The following is a 26,192-nucleotide window of genomic DNA, read 5'->3' as shown; positions in this document are numbered from 1 at the left end:
TGCCGCTTAGTAGAGCAGGGAATAGAGCTGACGACGATAACGCGCGGCAAGTGCATCGCCGGTGCCCAGCGCCGCCAGAATCTCCTGCAGCATTTTACGCGCCTGGCCATCAGCGGCATTAAGATCGGATTTCAGGAAGCTGAACAGCAGTTCCAGTGCTTCTTCATTACGACCCACCTGATGGAGCTGTAACGAGAGTTTAGCAGCCAGCCCGGCGTTAGTCGGGTCAGCCTCCAGCTGGGATTGCAGCTGCTGAATCTCCGGCGTATCCGCTGCCTGTTTCAGCAGATCGATCTGCGCCATCAGGCTCTGATAGCGGGTATCCTGATCCTGCAATGGCACCACTTTCAGCACCGCTTCCGCTTCATCGCTGCGGTTCAGGGTAATCAGTACGTCAGCCAGCAGGAAACCGATCTCGCTGGACTGGTTGCTCAGCTGCCACGCATCCTTTAACAGTGGCAGCGCCTCCAGCGGTTTACCTTCCTGCATCAGCGCCATCGCCTGCTGCGCTTTCAGCTCTTCTTCGCGCGGCAGGACTTTTTCCAGCAGGGCGCGGATCGCTTCTTCCGGCTGTGGACCCTGGAAGCCATCAACCGGCTGACCATCCTGGAACAGATAGACGGTCGGGATTGAACGCAGACCAAACTGCGACGCCACCCTTTGCTCTTTGTCGCAATCCAGTTTTGCGAGAATAAACTGACCCGCGTACTCCTGCGCAAGGCGCTCCAGCACAGGCGTCAGATCCTGACAGTGCTGGCTGCGCTCAGACCAGAAGTAGAACAGCACCGGCAGCTGCATCGACTGCTCAAGGGTCTGCTGCAGGTTAGATTCGTTGATGTCGATGATAGAAGCTTGTGGTGACATGGATAAGTCTCTTTGCAAAAAGTGTTCTAAGAATATGGGGCCAACTGGCCCGGCTTCAAGCGCTATTGCGCATGGCTGATTAATGGCTGCGCAAAATGCGATCCAGCATCCAGCCGGGCAGTAACCGTTTTAGCAGGCTCATTATGTGTGCGACCAGTGTCACCGGATAGCGTAAACGCGGATGTTTACTCTCGAGTGCATGACGAAGTTTAGGCAGAATGGCTTCCGGTGGCAGGGTAAAACGTGCCGCGATGCCGGGGTTACGCACCGGGTTATGCTGTTCGCCCTGCGTCACATTGTCGGTAAAACGGGTCTGAATCGGACCCGGTTCAATCAGGCTGACCCGAATACCGCGGCTGCGCACCTCAAGCCGCAATGCATCGCTCCAGGCTTCCAGCGCATATTTACTGGCGGCATAGGCACCCCGGCCTGGCGTGGAGATCAGCCCCAGCACCGAGCTGGTATTAATAATGCGGCCATCGCCGCTGGCCTGCAACGCGGGCAACAGACGCAGTGTCAGCTGATGGACGCCGAAAAAGTTGCTGGAAAACTGCTGTTCCAGCTGCTGGCGGGAGAGAGTGTGCAGCGGGCCATAGAGTCCAAATCCGGCGTTGTTAAACAGCGCCGTCAGACGGTTATCGCAGAGCGCGAGCACTGTGTCGGCGGCCTGATCCACACTTTGCGGATCGTCGAGATCCAGTTGCAGCCCGGTAAAGCCCAGTGTTTCCATGCGGGCGACATCCTCTGCTTTACGGCAGGCGGCGATCACCCGGTAGCCCCGCGCCAGTAAATCGTGAGCGGCAACCAGGCCAATACCGCTGGAACAACCTGTAATCAGAATGTTTTTTTGCACAAATTCATCCCCTTCGAATCTCATGTTTTTTTAATAAGCTGTTATTTCTTCTGCATGTATACCTGATTGCAATGAGTCAGCATTTCACGTTTCTCTTTTATCTTCCTCCTGATTTACCAGGAGTCTGCCGTGAAAAATGAGTGATTACGATAACATCTTAATAATGATCAGACCCAGACCGGGCATAAAGTCTCTGCCATTTTGATGTTACTGGTTTTGCTTACATCATCTGGCGAAATGACAGATCTGGCGTGGCACAGGAGGAAATTCTGGCTGGCGGGTAAACTCAAGAAATCGTCTGGAAGCACTCATGAACTTTAGTTATTATTCGTACAGATTCAGGACCGCAGGGATGATATATGGACATTAAACAGGCTGCACTGGGAATTCTCGATGGGATATCTTCCATACCAAATACAGCTTACATGGGTATGGTCAGAAGTTGGGAGGGGAGCGGACTCGCAGGGCAGAGTGCTAAACAAAGAAATCAGGCTGAGACGGAGCGTTTTTTCTATATGCTCAAAAGCCTGGGTAATGCTGAGTCACCTTTACGCAGACTAATTACTCTTGTTTTCACCTGGTTTTATCAAAAGCTTGATGATGAAGGAAAGGAGGCTGTTAACAATAAATTGGGGTACGGCGCTGGAAGCATTGCAGGACGAACAGCCGGGCAAATTACATTGGCACAGACAACAGCAAGTATGATGTTGCGTCGGTTGGCTATTGACGAGGCATACAGGCATTTCATCCGATTCAGTGCTTCAGCCTCTCTAAACGTGGTGATGTTACAGGGGATAATTGAAGAGTCAGCAAGAGCGTCAAGAAGGATGAAAAACAAATATCCGGCTACGCACGCCAGGGTATCAAAAGAGAATTTAGATATGGTTTATTTCCTCGTTGAACGACAATTAGAGCCTTACCTTGTGTTCATCGAAGGACATCCTATTAATTGTAAAGGAATACAAGATGAAATTTGTAAAATCGTTAATGTCCCACGCAATTGAAGGAACCATTACCTTTTTGTCTGTGATTTTTGCTATGGGTTCTTTTTTCTGGTTTGAAAGCACATGGCTGAAACTTACCGGGTGTATCGGAGCATTAATAGTTGGCTATGTGATTTCATACGGAGCGGCGAAAATCAGAGGTGGCTGAACCTGAATTGCTGCTGTGATTTTGCAGCTATTAATAATTTTGCAGCTACTAATAATTGAGTTGAGTAGTTCTGGCTCAATGTTTTATTTAATGGTGAGATCGTTTTGTACTAACCTGCCACCAGAACGCCACAGACGCCCGCTGCGCCACACAAAAGCGCGGTCATCACACTTGATAACCCTATATAGATCATCCTCACAGCGCGGCACATGTAAAGCCGCTGTCACCACTTTGCCGCCAATAACAAAAAAACCGATATTAAATTATTGATTTAAATAATTTATTATATGCGGCAAAGTGCTTTTTCATTTCTTTACCCTTTTTGCGCATCCAGGCGCGCTACGGCTGCTTAACTAAGGGGGCCAGGTCTTTTGCCATTAACTGGGCGATAAAAGGCTGGGCATCAGGATTAGGATGAATGCCATCCTGCTGCATCCACTCGGGTTTCAGATAAACCTGTTCCATGAAAAAGGGCACCAGAGGAATGTTATGCTGCTGCGCTAATCCGGGATAGATGCCGCTGAACGCTTCGGTGTAGCGGCGGCCATAGTTGGCAGGCAGACGAATCTGCATCAGCAGCGGCTTCGCATTGGCGGCTTTAACATCGTCGATAACTTTACTCAGATTCTGCGCGATAGCGTCGGGCGGGAAACCGCGCAAACCATCGTTACCGCCCAATTCGATTAACACCCATTGCGGCTGATGCTGTTTTAATAGTGCGGGCAGGCGCGCCAGCCCCTGTGCAGCCGTATCACCGCTGATACTGGCGTTGATCACTTTAGGTTTTTGCTGCCACTGCTTATCGAGCAGGCTGGGCCATGCCGCGGTGGCAGACATGCGATAGCCCGCACTCAGGCTGTCGCCCAGTACCATCAGCGTATCTGCAGCAGCAAGACGCGACACCAGCAGAAGAATCAATAACAGGAAGGGATAATGCCAGCGGAAAACATTGTTGAAGTTCATCATCTTACTAAGTCCGTCGGTCAGGGAGAGCATCAGTTAACCATCCTTACCGGAGTTGAGTTGGTTGTCAAACCAGCTGAGACCATTGCGCTGATTGGCGAATCCGGTTCCGGCAAGTCAACCCTGCTCGGAATTCTGGCCGGGCTGGACGATGGCAGCAGCGGCGAAGTCCATCTGCTGGGGCAGCCACTGCACCAGATGAACGAAGAGCAGCGTGCGGCCCTGCGTGCCCGGCAGGTCGGCTTTGTATTCCAGTCATTTATGCTGGTGCCAACCCTGAATGCCCAGGAGAACGTGCAGCTGCCTTCGCTGCTGCGCGGCGACAGCGACCGTCAGAGCCGTGAACAGGCGAGAGAGCTTCTGACGCTGCTCGGACTGGGTGAACGTCTGCATCATCTGCCCGCCCAGCTTTCAGGCGGCGAGCAGCAGCGCGTGGCGCTGGCCCGCGCCTTCAGTGGCCGTCCTGGTCTGCTGTTTGCCGATGAACCGACCGGCAATCTCGATCGTAAAACCGGTGACCGCATTGCCGATCTGCTGTTTTCCCTTAACCGCGACTTCGCCACCACGCTGATTCTGGTGACGCATGACGAGCAACTGGCGGCGCGCTGCGATCGTCGCCTGCGGCTGCGCGACGGTAAATTGTGGGAGGAGCAATGATCTGGCGCTGGTTCTGGCGCGAGTGGCGTTCGCCCTCGCTGCTGATTGTCTGGCTGGCCCTGACGCTGGCGGTCGCCTGCGTGCTGGCGCTGGGGTCGATCAGCGATCGCATGGAAAAAGGGCTGAATCAGCAGAGCCGTGATTTTATGGCCGGCGACCGTACGCTGCGCAGCAGTGATGCAGCGCCAGAAGCCTGGCTGGCAAAAGCGGCTGAAACCGGTCTGACGGTGAGCCGTCAGCTGACCTTTATGACCATGACCTTTGCCGATCAGTCACCGCAGCTTGCCTCAGTAAAAGCGGTGGACGATCGCTACCCGATGTTTGGCACGCTGCAGACGCAGCCACCGGGGCTGAGGCCGCAGGCGGGTACTGCGCTGGCGGCACCGCGCCTGATGGCGCTGCTGAACCTGAAAGTGGGCGACACGCTGGAAGTGGGTGACACCCAGCTGCGCATCAGCGGCGAGGTGATCCAGGAGCCGGATGGCGGCTTTAACCCGTTTGAGATGGCGCCGCGTCTGCTGATCAATCTGGCGGATGCCGCCAAAACCGGTGCGATTCAGCCAGGCAGTCGCATCACCTGGCGCTATAAGTTTACCGGTAATCCCGATCAGCTGGCCAGCTATGACCGCTGGATTGAACCGCAGCTGAAGGCGGACCAGCGCTGGATCAGCGTAGAGAACTCGGAAGATGCACTGGGCCGTTCGATGCAGCGCGCGCAGCAGTTCCTGCTGCTCTCGGCCTTGCTGACGCTGATGCTGGCGATTGCGGCCGTGGCGGTCGCCATGAGCCACTATTGCCGCAGCCGCTACGATCTGGTGGCGGTGCTGAAAACCCTGGGTGCGACGCACGGCGCGTTGCAGCGGCTGATCATCGGTCAGTGGCTGGCGGTACTGCTGCTGGCGGCGATTGCCGGTGGCCTGGTGGGGCAGGGCGTTGAAGCGATCCTGATGGCGATGCTGAAACCCGTGCTGCCTGCCAGCTTACCGGCGGCCAGCGTCTGGCCATGGATCTGGGCGGTGGGATCGCTGTTTGTGATTTCGCTGCTGGTGGGTCTGCGTCCCTATCGTCTGCTGCTGGCGACGCAGCCGCTGCGGGTGTTGCGGCGCGATGCGGTGGCGAACCTCTGGCCGCTGAAGATCTATATTCCGGTGATGATTGCTGTTGTGGTGACGCTGTTAGCGCTGCTGGTTGGCGGCAGTAAAATGCTCTGGGCGCTGCTGGCGGGTGTGGTGGTGCTGGCGGGATTGCTGGCACTACTCGGCTGGGGAACCCTGCTGCTGCTGCGTCGGCTGGTAGTGCGCAACCTGGCGTTACGACTGGCGATCAACCGGCTGCTGCGCCAGCCCGGCATGACGCTGAGCCAGCTTGCGGCCTTTTCGCTGTCGTTCATGCTGCTGGCGCTGCTGCTGGTAATGCGTGGCGATCTGCTGGATCGCTGGCAGCAGCAGTTACCGGCGGATAGCCCGAACTTCTTCCTGCTGAACATGACGGCAGATCAGGTGCCGCAGGTGCGTGATTTCCTGCAGTCGCATCAGATCACGCCCGGGACCTTTTACCCGATTGCGCGGGTACGGCTCAGTGAACTCAACGGTAAACCGGCCGATCCGAAGCTGGATAATGCCCTGAACCGTGAACTCAACCTGACGGAACTGGCCGATCGCCCGGATCATAATCCGCTGGTGGCAGGCAACTGGCCACCCAAAGCGGGTGAAGTGTCGATGGAAGTGGAGCTGGCCGATCGGCTGGGGCTGAAGCTCGGTGATACCCTGACGTTCGATGGCGATACGCAGACCTTCAGCGCGCGCATTACCAGCTTGCGTAAAGTGGACTGGGAAAGCCTGAAGCCGAACTTCTTCTTTATCTTCCCGCCGGGCGCGCTCGACAGCCAGCCGCAGACCTGGCTCACCAGCTTCCGCATGGAGGCGAATCCTGTTCTGCTGGCGCAGCTTAACCGTGCTTTTCCAGCGCTGAGTCTGCTGGATATCGGCAGCATAATGCGGCAGATCGGCCAGGTGCTGGCGCAGGTCAGCCAGGCACTGGAGATCATGGTGGTGCTGGTGACCGCCTGTGGCGTGCTGCTGCTGCTGGCGCAGATTCAGGTTGGTATGCGTCAGCGGCGTCAGGAGCTGGTGGTCTATCGCACGCTGGGTGCCGGTAAACGCCTGCTGCGCACGACGCTGTGGTGTGAGTTTGCGCTGCTCGGCGTGGTCTCCGGCGTGGCGGCGGCGATGGGGGCAGAAGCGGCGTTATGGGGATTACAGACAAAGATTTTCGATTTCCCTTGGCAGCCTGACTGGACCCTGTGGCTAGCGCTGCCGTTGTGTGGCGCGCTGCTGTTATCGCTGTGCGGTGGCTGGCTGGGGATCCGATTACTGAAAGGGAAGGCGCTGTTCAGGAAGTTTGATGCGGCGTGAGGGAGTGTAGGCATAAGGCTGCACTAAGCCCGCCTTTGACCTTCATCCAGATCGCACCCATCACCAGCAAGCGGGTAACGGGAAACGAAGAGCAAAGCGTCACGCGCCAGGGATGGCGCGTGCCGAGCTGGCAGGGATGCCGTTTTTGCGTCTTTGCGATCGTTTCCCGTTACCGGCGTCTCCCTCTGACTTAAAGGCGACTGCTCAATCGCTCTAAGCTGCCTGGTAAAGCCATCATCAGACTCAGGTGCGGGAAACTACAGCTTTTCAACCGCCCAGGCGATGCCGCTGGCGTACGCTTCCGGTAGCTGCGGCACCAGCGCGTTAAGGGCAGCACTGAGCCGTTCTGTATCGCTGTCGGTCAGATTCAGATGGCCCACTTTACGACCCGGACGCACCTCTTTGTCATACCAGTGCAGATGCACCAGCGGCTGCTGCAGCCAGCTCAGATTCACGTCGGTGCCAATCAGATTGACCATCGCCGACGGCGCAAACACCACCGGCTGCGGCAATGCCAGGCCAAGAATGGCGCGCAGATGCAGCTCAAACTGGCTGATCGACGCACCGTTCTGCGTCCAGTGCCCACTGTTATGGACGCGCGGCGCCAGCTCATTGATCAGCAATCCCTCTGGCGTAATGAAACACTCCATCGCCATTACGCCGACGTAATTCAGTTCCTGCATGATCGCACTCAACATCGCTTCGGCCTGCTGCTGCTGTGTCTGATCCGCCTGCGGCAGCGCAACGCTGGTGCGCAGAATGCCATCCTGATGCAGGTTATGCGTCAGCGGATAGAACACTACCTGGCCATCGTGACCGCGCGCCCCCACCAGTGAGACTTCACCGGAAAAGTTGATGCCCTGCTCAACGATGCATTCGCCGTAGCACGCCTCCGGCAGGGTGTGAGTCTCATCGGCACGCAGACGCCACTGACCCCGGCCGTCGTAACCGCCGGTGCGGCTTTTCACAATCGCTAACTCGCCCAGCGAGTCGAACACCGCTGGCCATTCGCTTTTATCCGCCAGCAACTGCCACGGCGCGGTGGCCAGTCCCAGCTGATCCAGCAGCTGTTTCTGCGTCAGACGATCCGCCAGACGCGGAAAGATATCGCGGTTAACAAAGGCCGGATGGCTGGCCAGCTCACGCGTCAGCGCCGTCTCCGGCCAGCGTTCGATTTCGGCGGTGATCACGCTGTCGGCGATAGGGAGCGCGGTGGGATCGGCATCCAGGCCCACCGGATACACCGCGATGCCCAGGGGTTCACCCGCCTGACGCAGCATACGACCTAACTGGCCGTTGCCCAGTACGCAAACCGGCTTCATGCATCCACCCGCGGATCGGGATGGTTCAGCACCTCATCGGTCTGGCTCTGACGCCAGGTGGTCAGGCGTAACGCCAGCGCACTGTCATGCAGCGCCAGAATCTGCGCCGCCAGCAGCGCGGCATTGGCTGCGCCCGCCTTGCCAATCGCCAGCGTACCGACCGGAATACCGCGCGGCATCTGCACAATCGAATAGAGGCTATCGACGCCGCTCAGTGCTGCGCTCTGCACCGGCACACCCAGCACCGGCACCAGCGTTTTTGCCGCCAGCATACCCGGCAGATGTGCCGCGCCACCTGCGCCAGCAATAATCACCTGAAGACCCTTGTCGGCTGCCGTTTCGGCGAAGCTGAACAGTTTATCCGGGGTGCGGTGCGCAGAGACCACTTCAACATCAAAAGGGACGTCCAGGCTGGAGAGGATTTCAGCGGCGAACTGCATGGTGGCCCAGTCACTTCTGGAACCCATAACAATGGCGATGCGGGCCGGGGCGTTGGATGACATGGGGTCAACTCCTGTGAATGAACAAACAGACCTGGCCGGGCGGACAGGTTTTGAAGGGCACCGAGAATAGCATGAGAAGCACGCAAGGAAAACGGTTGCGTCGGGCTTAAGGTCGTGGATTTAACCGCAGATTAAAAGTCGAAATGGATAAGCTGAATGCCACTGGCGTCGAGCTGGATCATGGAACCCCGGCTGTGCCAGGCACCCAGCACTGCGCGTTGCGCCGTTTCACCCTGCAGGCTCAGCGTATGAATCGCCGGGCGATGAGTGTGACCGTGGATTAACAGCGGCACCTGCTGACGCAGCATAGTGGCGACGACTGCTTCCTGATTCACATCCATGATGGTCTGGGATTTATGCTGGTTGGCCTGTTTACTGTCGGCGCGCATCCGGGCAGCAATGCGTTTACGGATCCACAACGGCAACGCGAGAAACAGCCGCTGGATCCAGGGATTATGCACTTTGGCCCGAAAACGCAGGTAACCCGCATCGTCGGTACAGAGCGTATCGCCGTGCATGATCAGCAACCGATGGCCGTAGAGCGTCAGCACCTGCTCTTCCGGCAGCAGCGTCATGCCGCAGGCCTGCGCGAAGCGTCGGCCAATCAGGAAGTCGCGATTGCCATGGATAAAGTAAACCGGAACCGGCAGGGCGCGCAGGGCGCGGGCCACCTGCTGATGCAGCGCATTGGGATCGTCGTCGCCAATCCAGGCTTCAAACAGATCGCCGAGAATATAGAGCGCGTCGCAGTGGGGCGCTTCGCGCTGTAAAAAATGCAGAAAACCGGCGGTAATCGCCGGTTCTTCCTGACACAGATGGAGATCTGCGATAAACAGCGTGCGCGACATTACTCGCTGACGGTCACTTTCTGGATAACGACGTCGTCTTTTGGCACATCCTGGTGCATGCCGCTGCGGCCGGTAGAGACCGCTTTGATCTTCTCGACCACATCCATACCTTCAACCACTTCAGCGAATACGCAGTAGCCCCAGCCCTGAACGCTTTCGTCACGGAAGTTCAGGAAGTCGTTGTCAGCTACGTTGATGAAAAACTGTGCGGTCGCAGAGTGCGGCGCAGAGGTACGTGCCATTGCCAGCGTACCTTTGGTGTTTTTCAGGCCATTGCTGGCTTCGTTCTGAATTTCGTCTTTAGTTTCTTTCTGCTTCATGCCCGGCTCGAAGCCGCCGCCCTGAATCATAAAGCCGTTGATTACGCGGTGGAAAATGGTGTTGTCGTAAAAACCTTCACGGCAGTAATCCAGGAAGTTCTTTACGGTTGCCGGCGCTTTATCATCGAAAGTTTTGATTACGATATCGCCATGGTTCGTCTGGAAAGTTACCATTTTTGTCGTCCTGTAAAGGTTGTCATCAGTTGCTGAGGTCGCTCTGTCGATGGGCGTCCCCCTTTTTGTCGACCGTTCTTATATCATAATTTCCAATGACGCGTCAGCAGCGCGGCGCAGTTGGCTTGCTTTGCGTCGCGCGAGCGATAAAAATACGGCACAATGTCTGGATACTTAAAAGTGCCAACCACACGCGAAAACGGAACCGTTCAATGCTTAAGATTTATAACACCCTGAGTCGACAGAAAGAGGAATTCAAACCCATTCATGCCGGTAAAATCGGGATGTATGTTTGCGGCATCACGGTGTATGACCTCTGTCACATTGGTCATGGGCGGACGTTCGTGGCGTTTGACGTGGTGGCGCGCTACCTGCGTTACCTCGGTTATCAGCTTAATTATGTACGTAACATCACCGACATTGATGACAAAATCATCAGGCGCGCCAACGAAAACGGCGAGAGCATCGAAACCCTGACTAACCGCATGATTGGCGAGATGCACAACGACTTCGCTGCGCTGGGGATTCTGCCGCCCGATGAGGAGCCGCGCGCTACCCGTCACATCGCTGAGATTATCGAGCTGGTGGAAACATTGATCGCTCGCGGTCACGCTTATGTGGCGGACAATGGCGACGTGATGTTCGATGTGCTCAGCGACACCGATTACGGCGCGCTGTCGCGTCAGGATCTGGAGCAGTTGCAGGCGGGCGCGCGTGTTGAAGTCGCCGACGTGAAGCGCAACCCGATGGACTTCGTGCTGTGGAAAATGTCCAAAGCGGATGAGCCAGCCTGGTCATCGCCGTGGGGCAACGGTCGTCCCGGCTGGCACATCGAGTGCTCGGCAATGAACTGCAAACAGCTGGGCACCCATTTCGATATCCACGGCGGCGGCTCAGACCTGATGTTCCCGCACCATGAAAATGAAATCGCCCAGTCGAGCTGCGCCCATGACGGTCCTTACGTCAACTACTGGATGCACTCCGGCATGGTGATGGTTGATCGCGAGAAGATGTCCAAATCGCTCGGTAACTTCTTCACCGTGCGTGACGTGCTGCAACATTATGATGCGGAGACGGTGCGTTACTTCCTGATGTCCGGTCACTATCGCAGCCAGCTTAACTACGGCGAAGATAACCTGAATCAGGCGCGTGCGGCGCTGGAGCGTCTCTATACGGCACTGCGTCACACCGACAGCAGCGTGCCTGCCCACGGCGGCGAAGCGTTTGAAGCGCGGTTCCGCAGCGCAATGGATGATGATTTCAACACCCCGGAAGCCTATTCGGTGCTGTTCGACATGGCGCGTGAAGTGAACCGCCTGAAAAGTGAAGATGGCGCTTCAGCGCACGGGCTGGCGTCGAAGCTGCGCGAGATGGCCAACGTGCTGGGCATTCTGCAGCAGGACCCTGAGTTGTTCCTGCAAAGCGGCGCGCAGGTCAATGACGAAGAGGTTGCCGAGATTGAGCACTGGGTGAAAGCCCGTGCCGATGCGCGCGCCGCCAAAGCCTGGGCGGAAGCGGACATCGCGCGCGACAAGCTTAACGCGCTGGGTGTCATCGTCGAGGATGGGCCACAGGGCTCCAGCTGGCGTCGAAAATAAACCGGAGAGGGCGAGCAATCGCCCTTTTTTATTATGGCGATTGAACAGATTCAGATCCGCGGCTTCCGCTCGATACGTAACCTGACGCTGTCGCTGCAGCAGCTGAATGTGGTGAGCGGTCCTAACGGCTGCGGTAAATCCAACCTCTACAAAGCGGTGCGGCTGCTGCATGAGGCGGCCAGCGGTCGCCTGGCACTGGCGCTGGCTGAAGAAGGCGGCATTCAGAAAGCGATGTGGGCGGGCGGCTTACGCCGGGGCGATCGCCGACACGATCCAAAGCGCCTGGAGCTGGCCGTGGTGATGGATGACATGGATTACCAGCTGGAGATTGGCTTTCCCGAGCCGCTGGTGACCAGCCTGTTTAATCTCGATCCGCTGGTGAAGCAGGAGCGACTCTGGCTGAGCGGTCAGCAGCGCCGTCCTTCCGCCTGTATTATGCAGCGCGAAAATCAGACTGCCTTTCTGCACAACGTTGAGGGCGAGCGCGTCGCCTATCCGGCGGTGCTGCATCCCGAAGAGTCGCTGTTTGGTCAGCTTGGCGAACCGCATCGCTATCCGGAGCTTTCGCAGTTGCGCGAACGTCTGCAGCAGTGGCGCTTTTACCATGAGTTTGCGGTCTGGCCTGGCTCACCGATACGGGCACCGCAGATTGGCGTGCGTGCGCCGGTGCTGAGCCATGATGGCAGCAATCTGGCGGCGGCCTGGGCGACCATTGTTGAGCGTGGTCATTCCGAACTCCTGTCTGAGGTGATGGAACAGGCGTTTCCCGACAGCCAGTTTGATGTCGATGTGCAGAATGGCCGTTTCCAGATGCTGATGTCGCGCCAGGGCATTCTGCGTCCGCTGGAGAGCGCCGAGTTTTCTGATGGCACGCTGCGGTTTCTCTGTCTGGTTGTCGCACTGCTCAGCCCGCGTCCGCCTGCCTTTATGGCACTGAATGAGCCGGAAAACAGCCTGCATGAAGATCTGTTGCCTGCGCTGGCGCGCTTAATCGCCGAAGCCAGCGAGTTCAGTCAGCTCTGGATCACCAGCCATTCACCCCGGCTCGCGACGTTGATAGCGCAGCATACGGCGGTGAATCATATTGCACTGGAACAGCGGGAAGGGGAGACATGCGTAAAGGGGGATGAGCGGGTGTAACAGCGTCCCCGCAGGGACGCCCGGAAATTACTCGACCACAGTAATGCGGAAACCCGCGAATTCCACGGTCTGACCGGCTACGATTTTGCAGCGCTTGCGGGTTTCTACCGCACCGTTGACCTTCACTTCACCCTCGGCAATCACGACTTTCGCCTGTGCGCCGCTCTGAACCCAGCCTTCCAGTTTCAGCAGGTCACACAGATCGACGTGCGGGAATTTACCCAGTGAAAAACTTGTCATTTAAACCACCTCTTTATCATGAAACTCTTCGCACGCCTGCAGCGTGTTTTGAATCAGTGTTGCTACTGTCATTGGACCCACACCGCCCGGCACCGGGGTAATGTAGGAGGCGCGCTCGGATGCACTGTCAAAATCAACATCGCCCACCACTTTGCCGCTCTCCAGCCGGTTAATGCCCACGTCGATGACGATGGCGCCCGGTTTGATCCAGTCACCCGGAATAAACCCTGGCTTACCCACTGCAACGACCAGCAGATCGGCATGCTCAACGTGATGGCGCAGATCTTTGGTAAAGCGATGGGTGACGGTCGTGGTGCAGCCCGCCAGCAGCAGTTCCATGCTCATCGGACGACCAACAATGTTGGATGCGCCAACCACCACGGCATTCAGACCGTAGGTGTCAATATTGTAGCGCTCCAGCAGCGTCACGATACCGCGTGGCGTGCAGGGACGCAGGGTTGGCGCACGCTGACACAAACGACCGACGTTATAGGGGTGGAATCCATCGACATCTTTATCAGGCGTGATGCGCTCCAGCACTTTGACATTATCAATGCCGGCTGGCAGTGGCAGCTGCACCAGGATGCCATCGATTTCGTCGTCCTGATTGAGCGCATCAATCAGCTCCAGCAGCTCAGCTTCGCGGGTCGTGGCAGGCAGATCGTAGGAGCGGGAGTGGAAACCGACTTCTTCACAGGCGCGGCGTTTGCTGGCCACGTAGATCTGTGATGCCGGGTTTTCACCCACCAGAACCACTGCCAGACCCGGCGCGCGTTTTCCGGCGGCCAGACGCTGCTTCACTTTTTCCGCAACCTCAACGCGCACCTGCTGCGCAATCGTTTTACCGTCAATAATTTTTGCTGCCATCAGAGAGGAAATCCACTGTGTTGTGTTGAATCGGGGAAGGGGGGTATTTTGTCAGAAGCGCGGCGCGCTGTCAGTTACAGTTTCAGCCGCGTATGTGCTTTCCGGCTTTTTCGTCGCGACGAGTGCCAGCCTGCATGCGTATGATATCTGCAGGACAATCCGGGGACGATGTAATGATTTGGATAATGCTTGCTACTCTGGCGGTGGTGTTTGTCGCTGGATTTCAGCTGCTCACCGCTGGCTCACGCCATGCCGCTCAGCGGCTCAGCAAACGGCTGCAGCTGCCACCGGTACAGGTGGAATCAATGATCTCTATGATGGGGAAAGAGGCGGCGAAAGAGTTTACCGACTATCTCAGCAAGGATAATGAAACGCACCTGCATAATGGCGCAGCGGTACTGCTGATCTGGCAGGTGTTCATTGTTGACGGCAGTGAGGAGAATAGCCAGCGCTGGCATGCGATTCTCAGTCGAGCCGGTTTTCCACCGCTTATTAGCCGCCAGCAGCTGCTGCTCGCGCTGGGCTTTCTGCGCCAGCTGGAGCCGGACATCCAGGCGCTGCATGCACTTCGTGAGCAATACAATGCGCGTTTCACATCACAAGGGATTGAGCTGGAAGGAGAATTTACCGACAACAGTAAACTCGTGTCGCTCAGCGAATGGCGCAGGCGTCACTGACGCCAATTGGTCATTACCGCAGCACTTCGCTGCGGAGAAACGGCAAAAACGTTGACGTACCCGCTTCCCGACGTATAATCCGTGCCATCTCCATGCGCCCTTAGCTCAGTTGGATAGAGCACCGGCCTTCTAAGCCGTAGGTCACAGGTTCGAATCCTGTAGGGCGTACCAAATAAAATCAACGAGTTATCACCTCCCTCCGACTACCAGATTTTCCACATGGGACAGATTTGGGACACGACTGCCAAAAATCGCATCAATTTGCCGTGCATGCTCCGTTAAATGGTTAGGTGCAAGGTGCCCATATCGCTGGACCATTTCAATGCTTTCCCAGCCGCCCATTTCCTGCAGTGCAGATAATGGAACACCGGCCTGAATTAGCCAGCTTGCCCAGGTATGCCGCAAGTCGTGAAACCTGAAGTCCTCAATGCCAGATCGTTTCAGTGCTGCGCGCCACGCAGTGTTTGAATCGACTCGCATCTTCCTGACGCTTGCCGTAGTCGTGCCGTCATTCCTCTTCACCGATTCGGTGTGAACAAATACCCAATTGTGGTGCCGGCCGATTTGTCGTCTCAGGACTGATTCAGCCAGGTCATTCAGCGCTACGCCAATAGCTCTGCCTGACTTACTTTCTTCCGGGTATATCCACGCCACTTTCCGCTGCAGGTCAATCTGCTACCACTTCAGGTCAACGATGTTTGAGCGGCGCAATCCTGTTGCCAGTGCAAACTCTACGGTAGACTTGAGCGGCTCAGGACACTCATCAATCAGTCGCCTTGCCTCAGCGGGTTCGAGCCACCGTACCCGCTTATTTCTTTCCTGCGGCACTTTGATAACCGGCGACTTCTCGCCCCACTTCCACTCACGTTCTGCTGCGCGCATCAGCGCCTTCATTAATGCCAGGTGCTTTGCCCTGGTGGAGGTGGAAACGGCAGTCGGTTTGTACTCCCCGATATCCAGTCCTGTCTTCGCCATCGATACGGCGCGCTGGTCCCATCTCTCCTTTGCCTTACGGTTGGTCATCCTGCTGACCGCGGCGTAAATCTTCGCCTCGCTGATATCCTTCAGCAATACCCCCTCAAAATGCATGAGCCAGAATCCGATCCGGCCCTTATCAGCATCGAGTGATTTCTTGTGCGCTTTCTCTTCCAGCCAGCGCAGGCATGCTTCTTCAAACGTCACGTCAGGGAAATCACCCAGCCGCTCTATTCGCCATAACACAGCCTTTCGCCGGTCGTGAAGCTCCTGTGCTTGCTTTCGGTCCTCTGTGTCACGATATTCCTTAATGCGCTTCCCGCCTGGAGTCGTGTAGCTCCCATACCAGATGGTACCTCTGCGGAAGATCGACATGATTTATTCTTCTCATGTGCAAGCCGGACACAAGCGGCGCTGGCCTTCCTGGTATGCTGTGGCGTAGTTGGCTGGCAGGCATATAGAGGGACGCTATCTGATGTCACATTCGGCCTCTTTTTTGGTTTCGCCACTGCGGGTTATATCGGGGCAAAGAAAATCGCCTCAGACAAAGACATCAACGAGCAGAAAATTGACGCTGGTATTGATCCGGAGAAAAAGTGATGACGACTATCGAGATGATCATCAGCGGCATTGGCGTTCTGATTGCTCTGGTTGCTGGAGCATTCGGTATTGGTCATTCCAAAGGGAAGACTAAAGCTGAAACGGCCGCCACAGAGCGAGAAACCAAATCCGCCATCGAGTCACAGCAGGCAGTAACAAGACGCCAGCAAGACACCATCAAATGAGCTGCAGATGTACAGGATACTGTTTCTCGCATGCCTGGTAGCGCTGTTGACGGCGAGCTGCTCCGTGACTGGACCCGCAAGGACTGAGGTGATTGATACATCCTGTAACTGGGTGAAGCCAATTATTCTGACAAGGGCTGACCTACTGGCTTTGGATGACGCCACAAAGCAGGCCATCCTGACCCCACAACAAGACGTGGAAAGCCAACTGCGGAACTGTGACCCAATGAGTGGGTACTCAATCTACAACATCCTCTCTGATGCCTGCATCGGCGCGCTGGTAATGACCTGGATAGGTTATGGATTTACCTGCGGCAGGAGCGGCGACACCGCACCGAATTAAGCCGCATGCAGCAGCGGATCATCACCGAAGTGAAGAACAGCCTTAGAAAGTAGCCTTTACTAAGCTCATCGCTAGTAGTGCTCTAGCCAGCAGAAGCAAACTTAAAAAATTTAGTGCAGCCTGTCATTTTTAATGGGTTGAATTGAGTGGTCACATTAGCCATTATCCTAATTCGTTACCTCTGAGGATAAAAAATGGCTACTCCACTGGACGAAGCATCGAAGCAAATATTAGGGACTCTTTTTGCAGAGTTTACCGAAAAAGATTATGGCGCAGAAGATTTAAAGAAAGGCTATGAAGGTCCTAGGATTGAGTTGGTTGCTACGGCTGTATGTAATTCAGAAGAAGTCACTAAAGTTGATTTTGAGATCGCCTTTTCTGATTTAGAAAAGCAGGGATACATTAAAACAGGTCCAATGGCAGTTTATGATAATGATCCCAACTCTGGCGTGATCATTATCGGTATGTATAGCAAAAAAGAATACGTTTACCTTACAGAGAAGGGCTACAAGTCAGCTAGGCAGCCGCCTAACAAGCCGAGAAACGTGCAAAGGGTGGTGACCAATATTCACATCAGCGGCGGCGAGATAGGCAACTTACAATTAGCATCAGGTGAGACTGTCACTCAGACAATGAATAACACTGTTGACGGTAGTAATGACGTAGTAATGAAGCTCATTCAAATATTGGAACAGCAAGGAAAGCCTGTAACTCAAGAGCAGATAAGTGATGTAAAAGCAGCAGTTAGCCAGGCAGAAGAAGGGAATGCGGGGTCTGCGAGGCAACTATTGACTAAGGCATTCGGTTCGATGTGGGAATCAGCAAATCAAGTAGCATGGCCTCTTGTTGCCGAAATAGTTAAAAAAAGTATGGGCTTTTAAAAAGCCAATAATAAACATAGGGTCGCTGATGCGGCCCTTTATATTGGGGTGAATATGGCAACACCAGATTGGGAGGCCATCGAATCAGCTTACCGGGCTGGTTTGATGTCTATCCGCGAAATAGCTTCACAGCATGGTATTACTCACGGCGCGATAAACAAGCGCGCAAAACGTGACGGATGGGAGCGCGACCTCAAGGCGAAGGTAAAAGCCAAGGCAGATGCGCTGGTATCCAAATGTGAAGTATCCAAGCAGGTATCCACTGAAACGGCTAACCACACTGGCCTCTTTTCGTATCTAATTCTTTAAGTGCATTTCTGAAGGCGCTATTAGCTTTTCCGGTGAGCGAAATGGCTTCTCTAATGGATTTTTCTTGTATTTCTACATCGTCATTACTGTTGATGGAAGAGTTTAACGCAGCGCCGATGTCGTAAGACAAATTGGAAAGCTTATCCGGCGCGTATGCGGCCATATCTATGGCGGCCGATGCCAAAGGTTGCGCTAAATTCCTTAAAATCTCGTTATTGCGATGCCTCATATCCGGAGAGTATGAAAAGTGAATCCAGGCTTTCAAAAACGTAGAATATTTTTCCCTTAAGTTTTCCTCTTGATGATCTATGCGAATTATGCAGGCGTTTTTATATGAAATGTTTGCCTGCTGATAATTGCCTAACCATCCAAATATTGCCGTTACCGCTGCCCCAGCTAAAGCACATAGAACAGGGAATATAGAAGTAATAAATACCGATTTCGACTTAGTAGACATGATCCCTCCATTAAAAAACACAAAGTTAACATTTTTTATATCCAACCTATAGCTGGCCGGGCCAGCACACATCCATTCAGGAGAATGTATGCCACTTAAGTATCAGCTTACCGCTGAGGAATACGCACAGCTCGATGAGGTCAAACAGGCGTTTTACGCGCTGCAGGGTGATGTCTATATCTGCCAGATTGACGGCTTACCTCAGCCTGAAGATGTTAGTGGACTGAAGCGCAAGAACGAAGAATTGCTAGCAGAGAAGCGAGCCAGCGATGAGCGCTGCCGCGCTGCAAAAGAAGAGGCGCGCCGCAAGGAAGAAGAGCGCCTGGCTGCTGAAGGTAATTTCCAGCAGCTGTACGAAAGCTTTCAGACTAAAACAGCGGAATGGGAGCAGCGTTACAGCCAACTGGAGCAGTCTATTCATCAGCGCGACATCAACCTGGGGGCCACGCGAATTGCCACGGCGATTGCAGACGGCGATTCGGCAGGTGTAGAAGGTGGCGTCGGAAATGGTGTGCTTACGGCAGAGCTCACGTGCAGAAACCTCGGCTTCGGCCTCGCGGAGAATACTGATGATCTGTTCATCGGAAAAACGCTTCTTCATGGGGATGTCCTCATGTGGCTTATGAAGACATTACTAACTTCGCGGTGTGTTAATTAACGGGGAGCAGGTTAATGTCTCTCAGGATTGAATGAAAATAACGAGCATAGTTGAAATTTTTTAATTAACCTAACTTGTTAGATACAAAAGTGTTGATTGGTGGTTTTTGTCATAATTAGTATTTGATGTTGATATTGATAACATTAAAAAATAATTCAAAAAAGTCACAAAAGAAGACGAAATATACTCTGCTTTTGTTAGTGAAGGTGATGAGGTTGTTAAAGAATAATATAACTTAAAAATTATAAAGTAGGCTGTCTTTCCTAAGGTCGCCCGTTTTAACTATGATTCCGGCTGATGAAAATATACATTTTTATTTTAGTGCTACTCTACCGTCTGAATTCTGGATGTAAGTTTTATCTCCTATATTTATAAATGTTTTTCCATTAACGCTCCCTCTTATAATTAATGCTATGCTGTTATATACACATTTCTTATGCTCGCCATTAGTATCATCAAAGCAGGTATAGTCATCAATTGAACCATCTCTGGTTCCTGTTGGTAACTTTTCATAACCATCGAAGTTCATGATGATAACAGTGAAGTTATCTGGGGTATTGATAATATGATATTTATTCTGAAGCGAATCTTTGTTTTCTAACCACCATTTTAGTTTTCCTTCTGTAGTCATCGGTAAATGTTCTACAAAAACTGCACCATTATCAACTCTGACTATTTTTGCTGGTCTTACAGCAATCCATATGCAATATACTGATATTAACAAAATCAGAACTGCTCCAATCCTTTTGTATTTAAACATTGGTTTCTCCTGTCAATGTTATAGTTGCTCCGGAATTTGTGAAAAATGGCTTTTGAGCTAAATGCTTAGCCCTCTGTAGAACGAACCATATTCTAAAGAAACTAATTGAGTTGAATTTAGCTTTTAAGATATCTTCTTTATCTAAGCCAAAATGGTCTTGTGCTCTGTATTTGATAGTCGCAGTATATTTATTGCCCTGGAAGGTCAGGCTTTCTATAGAAATTTCTGTGCTGTTTATGTCATGGACGGTAATGCCCATGCCATTGACAAAATCTTTCCATCTTGTGTATTTTGGTAAACGACTTTTAGATAATACATTTGAAAAATGTTCTTTCGTCAATTGTGACTTATTAAAATCAAATTGCTCGATAGTGTTTTTAATTATGGATAATGTGCTATCGATAGAGTTGTCACTCAAAATGAGATTTCTGTAGGCATTATCCATAAACGGATGCTGAAAATCATTTCCATTACTACGTTGCATGTGATTGAAAAGATTTATGATCAAGCCCTGGTATGGTCCTCGGAAAGAAAAGGCATAGGACTGAGAGCGTAGCTCATCATATAACAACGCAATGGCTTTTTCTCTACTAACTGGCTGTATAGAATTAGTAGCAGGATGCTGATAGGAGGGACCAAAAGTAGTCCAGTCGATGAAAGTTGATACTTGCCCGAGATGATAATGCTTTTTCAGTATATCAGCATCCATGTCGCCACTTTGCATGTCATCAGCATTTCTGTCATTGAATCTTTTTTTTGTAGTGAAGATGATAAGTTTTTTGTCGATTCCTTTCATTCAAAATCAATCCCTTTCAGTCAAATGATTAAGTATTATACATTTTCTATTTGTGAGGTAAATTAAGAATTTTATTAATATTTACTATGTTCAGAGTCATTTACGCCCACATAATCATGCAGTGATGAACCTTGAATATCAAGGCGTTCAGCCAGGTTAATTTATTCGGATGTCTATTAGCATCTATTGAAAGTCACACTCATCTGGTGTGCAATCCCGTTCTGATCTGCTTCCCTCTAACCGGCACCATAGGCCACCGCGGGTTCAGCCCCTTGAGGTACTTGTGGATACCGTCGATGAACAGCGTCTTGAATGTCGCTTCGTTATCGTTGGTTAGCTTTGCGATATAGCCAGACACCGATAAAGGCCAGCAGAGCAGAAAGCACCGCCTTAAGTGCAATCACTGTGAATTCGAAACTATCCATAGCGCCTTCACCATCACCGCTAATGTGGCCTTCTACCAGGGATCTGATGATGCTTTCAGGTATGAGAAACCAGGTTGCGGAGAAGATTATAATAAATATCAGTATTTTCATCGCACTACACACTTTGTGAAATCAGGAACATCAATGCGGCCGTATGCTGGTAATCCTCCTTTCATAAAGCCACGTCCCATTCTTACGGCTCCTTGATAGCAGCCCTGATATCCCTTCCGACTAACGAGTCTATTGGTTATCCCTTCTGTACAGCGCCCACTCCTCGATGCGCTCTCCGCCTGGCAGAGTACAGTAACCTGATTCACCATCCGCGCCCTTCACTATGTCCAGCTTGCCGCCCATCTTTTCACAATACACAGAGGCTGGGTTAGCCATGCCCACAGCGTGTTGTCTGTCATTATGGGGTACACAGGCTGTGAGTAATAAAATGGTCGCTGCGATTGTAATTGTTTTCATTTTTAACCTTATCTGAAGAGATTGATGAGGGTTAATCGTTATATCCACGCTGCTTCATCTCGCGCTGGTTTTTCTGTTTAATTAAACGGCTATTGTGACCCTGTGTAGCCATTGAAATCAGATCATAACCTGGGCTTAATCCCGCCAGTTAGTGTGGATTTATACATACATCGTGTTCATTAAGTGCATCACCTCTATCCCTTACCTTTGGGATCGCATCTCATCAGGTTACAGCCAGAGCTGCGTTGGCCCCATCAACCGGCTTTCAGCAGCTGCATTGCTGGCCGCTTATTCGTCAGCTGTAACAGGCGCATTGATAGAGCACTTAAGGAGGGGCAGCCATCGCGGGATTAACGGGTTACACCACAGCAATGACAGTAGCCTAGACAATTTCATCGGGCGGTACCGGTGCCGCCCATGTAAAGAGGAGGGTTAGCATGGCTCAGGTACACTGTGCTATATTTTGCTCGTATCGCAACGGCATTCAGGATGAATCAGATGAGCGAATTTGAGCAAGAACTCTATAATAACGGCTTCTCCGATAAAGAGATCGGTAAACTCAAAAGTATTATAAAAAAAGACGAGTCAAAAAAAGATACACTTCAAAGCCTCGTGATTGATCTAAGTAAACGCTTCTGGGGCGGAGTCATTGCTCTTATTATTTTGATGCTTATTGGGCTGGGTGGCATTTTCAATGCAGATGCTTCAAATGCTATTCCATATATTGTTGTTCTGACGTTTGCATTTCTTGTGATCTATTTTGTTACACCTCTCAACCTAGCATGGAAATCATATAAATTTACCAGAGAATGTAAGCGCTAATTTTTATCCAAAGTTAGTTATCTGATTCCTGTTTCTGGCACTTATTTATAGTAGTACGATCCTTACAGGAACATAGTGTGTACATCGATAATCTGTATTTTTCGATAACAATCTGATAATAAACATTTAATAATTCTTCAGAAATCATTCCAATCTATAGATTATCTGTAATCTCATTATAAAAGGCGATTAAAACGGGGGAGCGCTACGCTAGCGGGGCAAAAGATCCTTTAAATATAGAAACGCGGATAATTATTGCCAGCAATACTGATCTGCCGCTCCCCAACCAGAAGCGGCATCCTTTTACCTCAACGCCACTAACCCGCAACCACACCCGACAAAGCCAGAACCTGCTTCTGTTTCCTGGCGGGCAGCTTATTCAGCTGCGCTAACGCGTTAACCAGCTGCTCATCGACCGGCTCTGGTGGTTTGACCGTCAGCACAATACGGCCCGCCGTGACTTTTACTTCTACTTCGGTGCCGGTGGTAAATCCGGCGGCAGCCAGCCACTGGCCTTTCATGATAATCGACGGAATACGCGCGTAACTGGGATACCGGCTGGCGTAACTCACCGTTAATTTGCGCTGGGAAGCGGAAGGGGCTTCTGAATTTAAACCAACTGCATTACACTCTGACTCAGTCATGATCTCTATTCTCACTCAATAGTGGTTGTGATTAGCGATACAGGAGTGCTCCAACACCTCTGTATCGCGCTAAATACCTGTACATATAATCAACTATTGCAGGAAAAGTCCAGCTGAAAATCGATGTAAATCAGTGACTTTAATCATCTGATAAACAGCGAATTTTACGATAACGATCTCAAAAAAATGCAATTAACTGAAAGCAATCGCCGTTCGGAATATACGAAAGAAAACAGGCGAGATCTCGTCATAAATATCTGCCATTAGCCGCATCCAGTAAGCCCGCTATCAGTAACAGGTGCTTAACCCGCAGTGTGCTTAAGCAGAAAGTCGATTAACGTTTTTACTCTTTTCGTTTTACCCGCGCTTTTAGGATAATAGAGATAAACCGGCGGATAAGTTTTCCAGTAACGCTCCATCACCGGAATAAAAGCCTCTTTATCCGGCTGTAAATTATGAACCGGTTCAAACAGTCGCCCGATACCCAGCCCGTTGCGAATGCCATCAGCCATCACCTCAATATCATTACTCATCAACTGACCCGGCATCTCAACGGTCAGCTGTTCGCCATGATGATCCAGAATCAGCGGCAGAATACGATTATTGGTGATAAACCGGTAACCGATAAGCCGGTGCTGATGCAGGTCAGACGGAGACTCTGGAATACCGAACGCTGCCAGATAGGCAGAAGAGGCATACAAACCTTCGCGAAACGGCTTCATCAGCGGTCGCGCCACCACGCCACCTTCCAGAATGTCGCCAAACCGGATCCCCAAATCAAAGCGTTCATCAATGATGTTCACGGTGCCATCGTATACCGAAATTTCCAGCTGAATACCGGGATATTGCTGGCAGAAAGCGGCCATCGCAGGTTTCAGCACCAGCAGATAAGCAAAGCGCGAAAGGGTGATTCTGACCAGTCCCGACGGTTCCTGATTCTGGTCACGGATGCTTTCCAGCGATTTTTCCAGCGAGGCTACCGCTGCTGAGGTTTGTTCCAGCAGCTGCTGTCCGGCATCGGTCAGCTCAATCCGGCGCGTGGTTCGCACAAATAGCGGATGACCGATGTGCGCTTCAAGCAGCTTCAGCGCCTTACTGACAGAGGGGGGAGTAATCTCCAGTTTGCGAGCAGCCGATGAAATATTTCCTTCGCGGGCAATGCTCTGGAAGATGCGTATCTGATTATAGATGGCGTTGTTCACGGGATAATCCTGACACAATCGGGCTGCTTATTATTAGCCGCAGGCTAAATATCTTTGAGTCAATAGTGGCCTAATCTTCACTAAATCGCGAGCATATACTCCTTATCAGTTCCCCCTGGCCGTGAATCTCAGGAGATTGATATGCGAATTTTGTGTCTGGATAAACCCGCGCCCGAAGCCACGCTGGAAAAGTATCACCCTCATCTGACTGCCGAAGCTTTCCATGCCTGGAGTCTGTATAAATCCGGTGCGCTACGCGATATTTACTACCGACAGGATCGACCCGGCGTCGCGATTTTCCTTGAATGCGACTCGGTGGAACGGGCCCAAAGCCTGCTGGCTGACTTTCCGCTGGCAAAAGCCGGTCTGCTGAGTTTTGACTGCATCCCGTTAGGTGCATTCACCAACTGGGAAAGCCTGTTCGCTGCGGAGTATAAGCCTCAGCAAGAGGGCGCCACCCAATGATCAGTCGCAAACCGCTACCGTGTGTTGTCACCAGTCATCCGACAGGTGTCAGGCAGGCGGCGCAGTAAAAACGCCGCGTGAAGCGCTAACGGCAGGAAAGGCGGATGCCGTAGCGAGTGGATTTGATTAAACGGTGCCGGACGGCAAAAAGTACCCAGCGCGTGATGGCATCGCCAACGCCTTGCCATCTGTTAAAAAAAGATGATTAAAAACTGAAAATGAAAAATATATTAATTATTTCCGGTCATCCTGACCTGAGCCATTCGGTCGGTAATGCTACCATTCTTAATGAAGTCGCTTCTGCGCTGCCTGATGCTGAAATCCGTCGTCTGGATGCACTTTATCCGGACAACAACATCAATGTCAGCGCCGAACAGGATGCACTGCTGAAGGCAGATATTATCGTCTGGCAATTTCCCTTCTCATGGTATTCGCTGCCAGGGCTCATGAAGTTATGGCTGGATGACGTATTTGTTCATGGGTTTGCGCACGGATCGACGGCCAGACTCGGCGGTAAAAAACTGATCCTCTCCTTCACCACTGGCGCACCGCAGGCGTTATACGCGGCAGATGGCGTCTTTGGTCATCAGCTGGAGGATTATCTGATTCAGTTTGAAACCACCGCCCGGCTCTGCAATCTGGAGATGCAGAAACCGGTTTATACCTGCGGGATAAGCTATGCCAGTCGTAATGAAACTATTATCACGCAGCAAATTGCTGCAGCAAAGCAACACGCGTCGCAACTCATTGCTCAGCTCAATACGGAACTCACAACGGCTTAATAGCCAGATGAAACAGAAATCGCGCCGGTTAATGCACCGAATGAATCGCAAATCACCTCATCCGATAATTAAGGCAGACCGTGAACAATATTACCGCTCTGACTCTGACTCTGCTGATGGCCGGCCCGGCATCGGCAGCCGCTTTAACAGAACCCACAAATCGTGTCATTAATCTGCATGAAATGGAAATTAAGGCCGGGAAAAACGGACAGTACGATGAAGTTGCCAGAGATAATATTACCCGTTCGCTGGCAGAGCAACCAGGTACGCTGGCGATGTATTCACTGAAACATAAAGAAAATGCTCATCAGGCTTATATGATTGAAATTTATGCGAGTGAAGAGGCATACCAGCAACATCTCAGTTCAGAGCCGTACCGGTCTTTTATTACACGCGCACCTGATCTTATCGGCCAGAAAAAGAGCACTGTGCTGGAGGCGCAGTTTCTGGGTGATAAACCCTTCGTACAGAATAAAGAAACCATCAATAACCTGGTGATTGTTGACGTGAAACCGGCCGATCAGCAGGCATTCCGCGATATTGTGCTGCCTGAAATGGCAGAGTCACTGAAGGTGGAACCGGGCGTACTGGCGATGTATGCCGCGACCGATGCAAAAAACAGATATCGCTGGTTCTTCTATGAAATCTACGCCAGTGACGCCGCCTATCAGCAACACCGCGAAACGCCCCATTTTCGCGACTATATCCGGCTGACAGCTGAGATGACCGACCGCAAAGAGGCGATCCCCGTGGTGCCAGCTCTGCTGAAAAACCGTGGCGCTCTTAATGCTTTTGTTAACTGACCTTTACCAGGAAGCTGATCAGAGG

General features: G+C 52.3%; 29 protein-coding genes, 1 tRNA gene and 4 pseudogenes. 15 read left to right on the top strand and 19 right to left on the bottom strand.

What is annotated here, in order from left to right:
• Positions 1–6 precede the first annotated feature (6 nt).
• Positions 7–864: a thioredoxin family protein gene (locus tag ACVKSX_RS08075; RefSeq protein ID WP_010259064.1), complete on the bottom strand. Its 858-nt coding sequence runs from the start codon at positions 862–864 to the stop codon at positions 7–9.
• A gap of 79 nt (positions 865–943) precedes the next feature.
• On the bottom strand, positions 944–1,717 hold the full coding sequence (locus ACVKSX_RS08070; protein ID WP_179257114.1) for an SDR family oxidoreductase: 774 nt from the start codon (positions 1,715–1,717) through the stop codon (positions 944–946).
• Positions 1,718–2,076: 359 nt separating this feature from the next.
• Between ACVKSX_RS08070 and ACVKSX_RS08065 the strand changes: the two genes are divergently transcribed.
• Complete coding sequence (locus tag ACVKSX_RS08065; RefSeq protein WP_033779638.1) at positions 2,077–2,721, top strand: hypothetical protein; 645 nt, start codon at positions 2,077–2,079, stop codon at positions 2,719–2,721.
• Positions 2,684–2,869, top strand: a complete 186-nt coding sequence (locus tag ACVKSX_RS08060; RefSeq protein ID WP_135980156.1) for a hypothetical protein — start codon at positions 2,684–2,686, stop codon at positions 2,867–2,869. Before ACVKSX_RS08065 ends, ACVKSX_RS08060 begins: the two co-directional genes overlap by 38 nt.
• A 339-nt stretch (positions 2,870–3,208) precedes the next feature.
• Here ACVKSX_RS08060 and tesA read toward each other — a convergent pair whose 3' ends face one another.
• On the bottom strand, positions 3,209–3,835 hold the full coding sequence (tesA, locus tag ACVKSX_RS08055) for a multifunctional acyl-CoA thioesterase I/protease I/lysophospholipase L1 (protein WP_010671236.1): 627 nt from the start codon (positions 3,833–3,835) through the stop codon (positions 3,209–3,211).
• Here tesA and ybbA point away from each other — a divergent pair.
• A complete protein-coding gene (ybbA, locus tag ACVKSX_RS08050) occupies positions 3,803–4,489 on the top strand; it encodes a putative ABC transporter ATP-binding protein YbbA (RefSeq protein ID WP_010259059.1) in 687 nt (228 codons plus the stop codon). The genes tesA and ybbA overlap by 33 nt on opposite strands.
• Positions 4,486–6,903, top strand: a complete 2,418-nt coding sequence (gene ybbP / locus ACVKSX_RS08045; protein ID WP_089414507.1) for a putative ABC transporter permease subunit YbbP — start codon at positions 4,486–4,488, stop codon at positions 6,901–6,903. Before ybbA ends, ybbP begins: the two co-directional genes overlap by 4 nt.
• A gap of 257 nt (positions 6,904–7,160) precedes the next feature.
• Here ybbP and purK read toward each other — a convergent pair whose 3' ends face one another.
• The 4 genes from purK to ppiB form a co-directional block, all read right to left on the bottom strand.
• A complete protein-coding gene (gene purK, locus ACVKSX_RS08040; protein WP_354438518.1) occupies positions 7,161–8,225 on the bottom strand; it encodes a 5-(carboxyamino)imidazole ribonucleotide synthase in 1,065 nt (354 codons plus the stop codon).
• Complete coding sequence (purE, locus tag ACVKSX_RS08035; protein WP_010259054.1) at positions 8,222–8,728, bottom strand: 5-(carboxyamino)imidazole ribonucleotide mutase; 507 nt, start codon at positions 8,726–8,728, stop codon at positions 8,222–8,224. Before purE ends, purK begins: the two co-directional genes overlap by 4 nt.
• Before the next feature lie 131 nt (positions 8,729–8,859).
• Positions 8,860–9,576, bottom strand: a complete 717-nt coding sequence (lpxH, locus tag ACVKSX_RS08030) for a UDP-2,3-diacylglucosamine diphosphatase (RefSeq protein ID WP_192072491.1) — start codon at positions 9,574–9,576, stop codon at positions 8,860–8,862.
• Positions 9,576–10,070 (bottom strand): peptidylprolyl isomerase B, encoded by a 495-nt coding sequence (gene ppiB / locus ACVKSX_RS08025; protein WP_033756818.1) that lies wholly within the window; start codon positions 10,068–10,070, stop codon positions 9,576–9,578. The genes lpxH and ppiB overlap by 1 nt, the downstream gene beginning before the upstream one ends.
• Before the next feature lie 212 nt (positions 10,071–10,282).
• Between ppiB and cysS the strand changes: the two genes are divergently transcribed.
• Positions 10,283–11,668: a cysteine--tRNA ligase gene (gene cysS, locus ACVKSX_RS08020; protein WP_010259051.1), complete on the top strand. Its 1,386-nt coding sequence runs from the start codon at positions 10,283–10,285 to the stop codon at positions 11,666–11,668.
• Between the two features lie 33 nt (positions 11,669–11,701).
• Positions 11,702–12,808 (top strand): AAA family ATPase, encoded by a 1,107-nt coding sequence (locus ACVKSX_RS08015; protein ID WP_010671239.1) that lies wholly within the window; start codon positions 11,702–11,704, stop codon positions 12,806–12,808.
• A 27-nt stretch (positions 12,809–12,835) separates the two neighbouring features.
• Here the strand turns inward: ACVKSX_RS08015 and ybcJ are convergent, their stop codons facing one another.
• Positions 12,836–13,048 carry a ribosome-associated protein YbcJ gene (gene ybcJ, locus ACVKSX_RS08010; RefSeq protein ID WP_003849455.1) on the bottom strand — a complete coding sequence of 71 codons (213 nt, stop codon included), beginning with the start codon at positions 13,046–13,048 and terminating at the stop codon, positions 12,836–12,838.
• Entirely contained in the window at positions 13,049–13,915 is an 867-nt protein-coding gene (folD, locus tag ACVKSX_RS08005) for a bifunctional methylenetetrahydrofolate dehydrogenase/methenyltetrahydrofolate cyclohydrolase FolD (RefSeq protein ID WP_010671240.1), read from the bottom strand.
• A 173-nt stretch (positions 13,916–14,088) separates the two neighbouring features.
• On the opposite strand from folD, the gene ACVKSX_RS08000 reads away from it, so the two are divergent.
• Positions 14,089–14,592 (top strand): DUF1198 family protein, encoded by a 504-nt coding sequence (locus ACVKSX_RS08000; RefSeq protein ID WP_029519430.1) that lies wholly within the window; start codon positions 14,089–14,091, stop codon positions 14,590–14,592.
• Positions 14,593–14,686: 94 nt separating this feature from the next.
• Positions 14,687–14,763: transfer RNA gene (locus ACVKSX_RS07995), tRNA-Arg, on the top strand.
• Positions 14,764–14,781: 18 nt separating this feature from the next.
• Here the strand turns inward: ACVKSX_RS07995 and ACVKSX_RS07990 are convergent.
• Positions 14,782–15,942 (bottom strand): annotated as a pseudogene (locus tag ACVKSX_RS07990) (tyrosine-type recombinase/integrase).
• Between the two features lie 224 nt (positions 15,943–16,166).
• On the opposite strand from ACVKSX_RS07990, the gene ACVKSX_RS07985 reads away from it, so the two are divergent.
• From ACVKSX_RS07985 to ACVKSX_RS07975, 3 genes and pseudogenes are all read left to right on the top strand, one after another.
• Positions 16,167–16,352: a hypothetical protein gene (locus ACVKSX_RS07985; protein ID WP_242458835.1), complete on the top strand. Its 186-nt coding sequence runs from the start codon at positions 16,167–16,169 to the stop codon at positions 16,350–16,352.
• Between the two features lie 537 nt (positions 16,353–16,889).
• Positions 16,890–17,576, top strand: coding sequence for a hypothetical protein (locus ACVKSX_RS07980; protein WP_022626084.1), 687 nt, complete (start codon positions 16,890–16,892; stop codon positions 17,574–17,576).
• Positions 17,577–17,630: 54 nt separating this feature from the next.
• Positions 17,631–17,843, top strand: a pseudogene (locus tag ACVKSX_RS07975) (hypothetical protein); the annotation flags it as partial.
• A gap of 4 nt (positions 17,844–17,847) precedes the next feature.
• Here ACVKSX_RS07975 and ACVKSX_RS07970 read toward each other — a convergent pair.
• The 7 genes and pseudogenes from ACVKSX_RS07970 to ACVKSX_RS07940 form a co-directional block, all read right to left on the bottom strand.
• Positions 17,848–18,342, bottom strand: coding sequence for a hypothetical protein (locus tag ACVKSX_RS07970; RefSeq protein WP_022626083.1), 495 nt, complete (start codon positions 18,340–18,342; stop codon positions 17,848–17,850).
• 478 nt (positions 18,343–18,820) lie between these two features.
• Positions 18,821–18,943: pseudogene (locus ACVKSX_RS07965) on the bottom strand (transposase); the annotation flags it as partial.
• A gap of 370 nt (positions 18,944–19,313) precedes the next feature.
• Positions 19,314–19,760 carry a DUF943 family protein gene (locus tag ACVKSX_RS07960; RefSeq protein ID WP_022626081.1) on the bottom strand — a complete coding sequence of 149 codons (447 nt, stop codon included), beginning with the start codon at positions 19,758–19,760 and terminating at the stop codon, positions 19,314–19,316.
• Positions 19,753–20,556: a DUF3289 family protein gene (locus ACVKSX_RS07955; RefSeq protein WP_064689933.1), complete on the bottom strand. Its 804-nt coding sequence runs from the start codon at positions 20,554–20,556 to the stop codon at positions 19,753–19,755. Before ACVKSX_RS07955 ends, ACVKSX_RS07960 begins: the two co-directional genes overlap by 8 nt.
• A gap of 199 nt (positions 20,557–20,755) precedes the next feature.
• Positions 20,756–20,905: pseudogene (locus ACVKSX_RS07950) on the bottom strand (LexA family transcriptional repressor); the annotation flags it as partial.
• A complete protein-coding gene (locus ACVKSX_RS07945; protein WP_033779622.1) occupies positions 20,880–21,092 on the bottom strand; it encodes a hypothetical protein in 213 nt (70 codons plus the stop codon). The pseudogene ACVKSX_RS07950 and the gene ACVKSX_RS07945, both read right to left, overlap by 26 nt.
• Before the next feature lie 129 nt (positions 21,093–21,221).
• Complete coding sequence (locus ACVKSX_RS07940; protein WP_089414547.1) at positions 21,222–21,449, bottom strand: putative hemolysin; 228 nt, start codon at positions 21,447–21,449, stop codon at positions 21,222–21,224.
• A 498-nt stretch (positions 21,450–21,947) separates the two neighbouring features.
• Between ACVKSX_RS07940 and ACVKSX_RS07935 the strand changes: the two genes are divergently transcribed.
• On the top strand, positions 21,948–22,271 hold the full coding sequence (locus tag ACVKSX_RS07935; protein ID WP_124889764.1) for a hypothetical protein: 324 nt from the start codon (positions 21,948–21,950) through the stop codon (positions 22,269–22,271).
• Between the two features lie 317 nt (positions 22,272–22,588).
• Here ACVKSX_RS07935 and ACVKSX_RS07930 read toward each other — a convergent pair whose 3' ends face one another.
• Together ACVKSX_RS07930 and ACVKSX_RS07925 are read right to left on the bottom strand one after the other, a co-directional pair.
• Complete coding sequence (locus ACVKSX_RS07930; protein WP_323169951.1) at positions 22,589–22,915, bottom strand: SymE family type I addiction module toxin; 327 nt, start codon at positions 22,913–22,915, stop codon at positions 22,589–22,591.
• A 302-nt stretch (positions 22,916–23,217) separates the two neighbouring features.
• Positions 23,218–24,117: a LysR family transcriptional regulator gene (locus ACVKSX_RS07925; protein ID WP_010259037.1), complete on the bottom strand. Its 900-nt coding sequence runs from the start codon at positions 24,115–24,117 to the stop codon at positions 23,218–23,220.
• Between the two features lie 141 nt (positions 24,118–24,258).
• Between ACVKSX_RS07925 and ACVKSX_RS07920 the strand changes: the two genes are divergently transcribed.
• From ACVKSX_RS07920 to ACVKSX_RS07910, 3 genes are all read left to right on the top strand, one after another.
• Positions 24,259–24,582 (top strand): superoxide dismutase, encoded by a 324-nt coding sequence (locus ACVKSX_RS07920; protein WP_187512295.1) that lies wholly within the window; start codon positions 24,259–24,261, stop codon positions 24,580–24,582.
• 218 nt (positions 24,583–24,800) lie between these two features.
• Entirely contained in the window at positions 24,801–25,364 is a 564-nt protein-coding gene (locus ACVKSX_RS07915; protein WP_187512296.1) for an NAD(P)H-dependent oxidoreductase, read from the top strand.
• A gap of 80 nt (positions 25,365–25,444) precedes the next feature.
• Complete coding sequence (locus ACVKSX_RS07910; RefSeq protein ID WP_307380685.1) at positions 25,445–26,167, top strand: putative quinol monooxygenase; 723 nt, start codon at positions 25,445–25,447, stop codon at positions 26,165–26,167.
• The last annotated feature ends 25 nt before the right edge of the window (positions 26,168–26,192 follow it).

This window comes from Pantoea sp. PvP021 (assembly GCF_054056055.1).
Note: the sequence above shows the minus strand (reverse complement) of the source record. Positions and strands in the feature narration are given on the sequence as shown.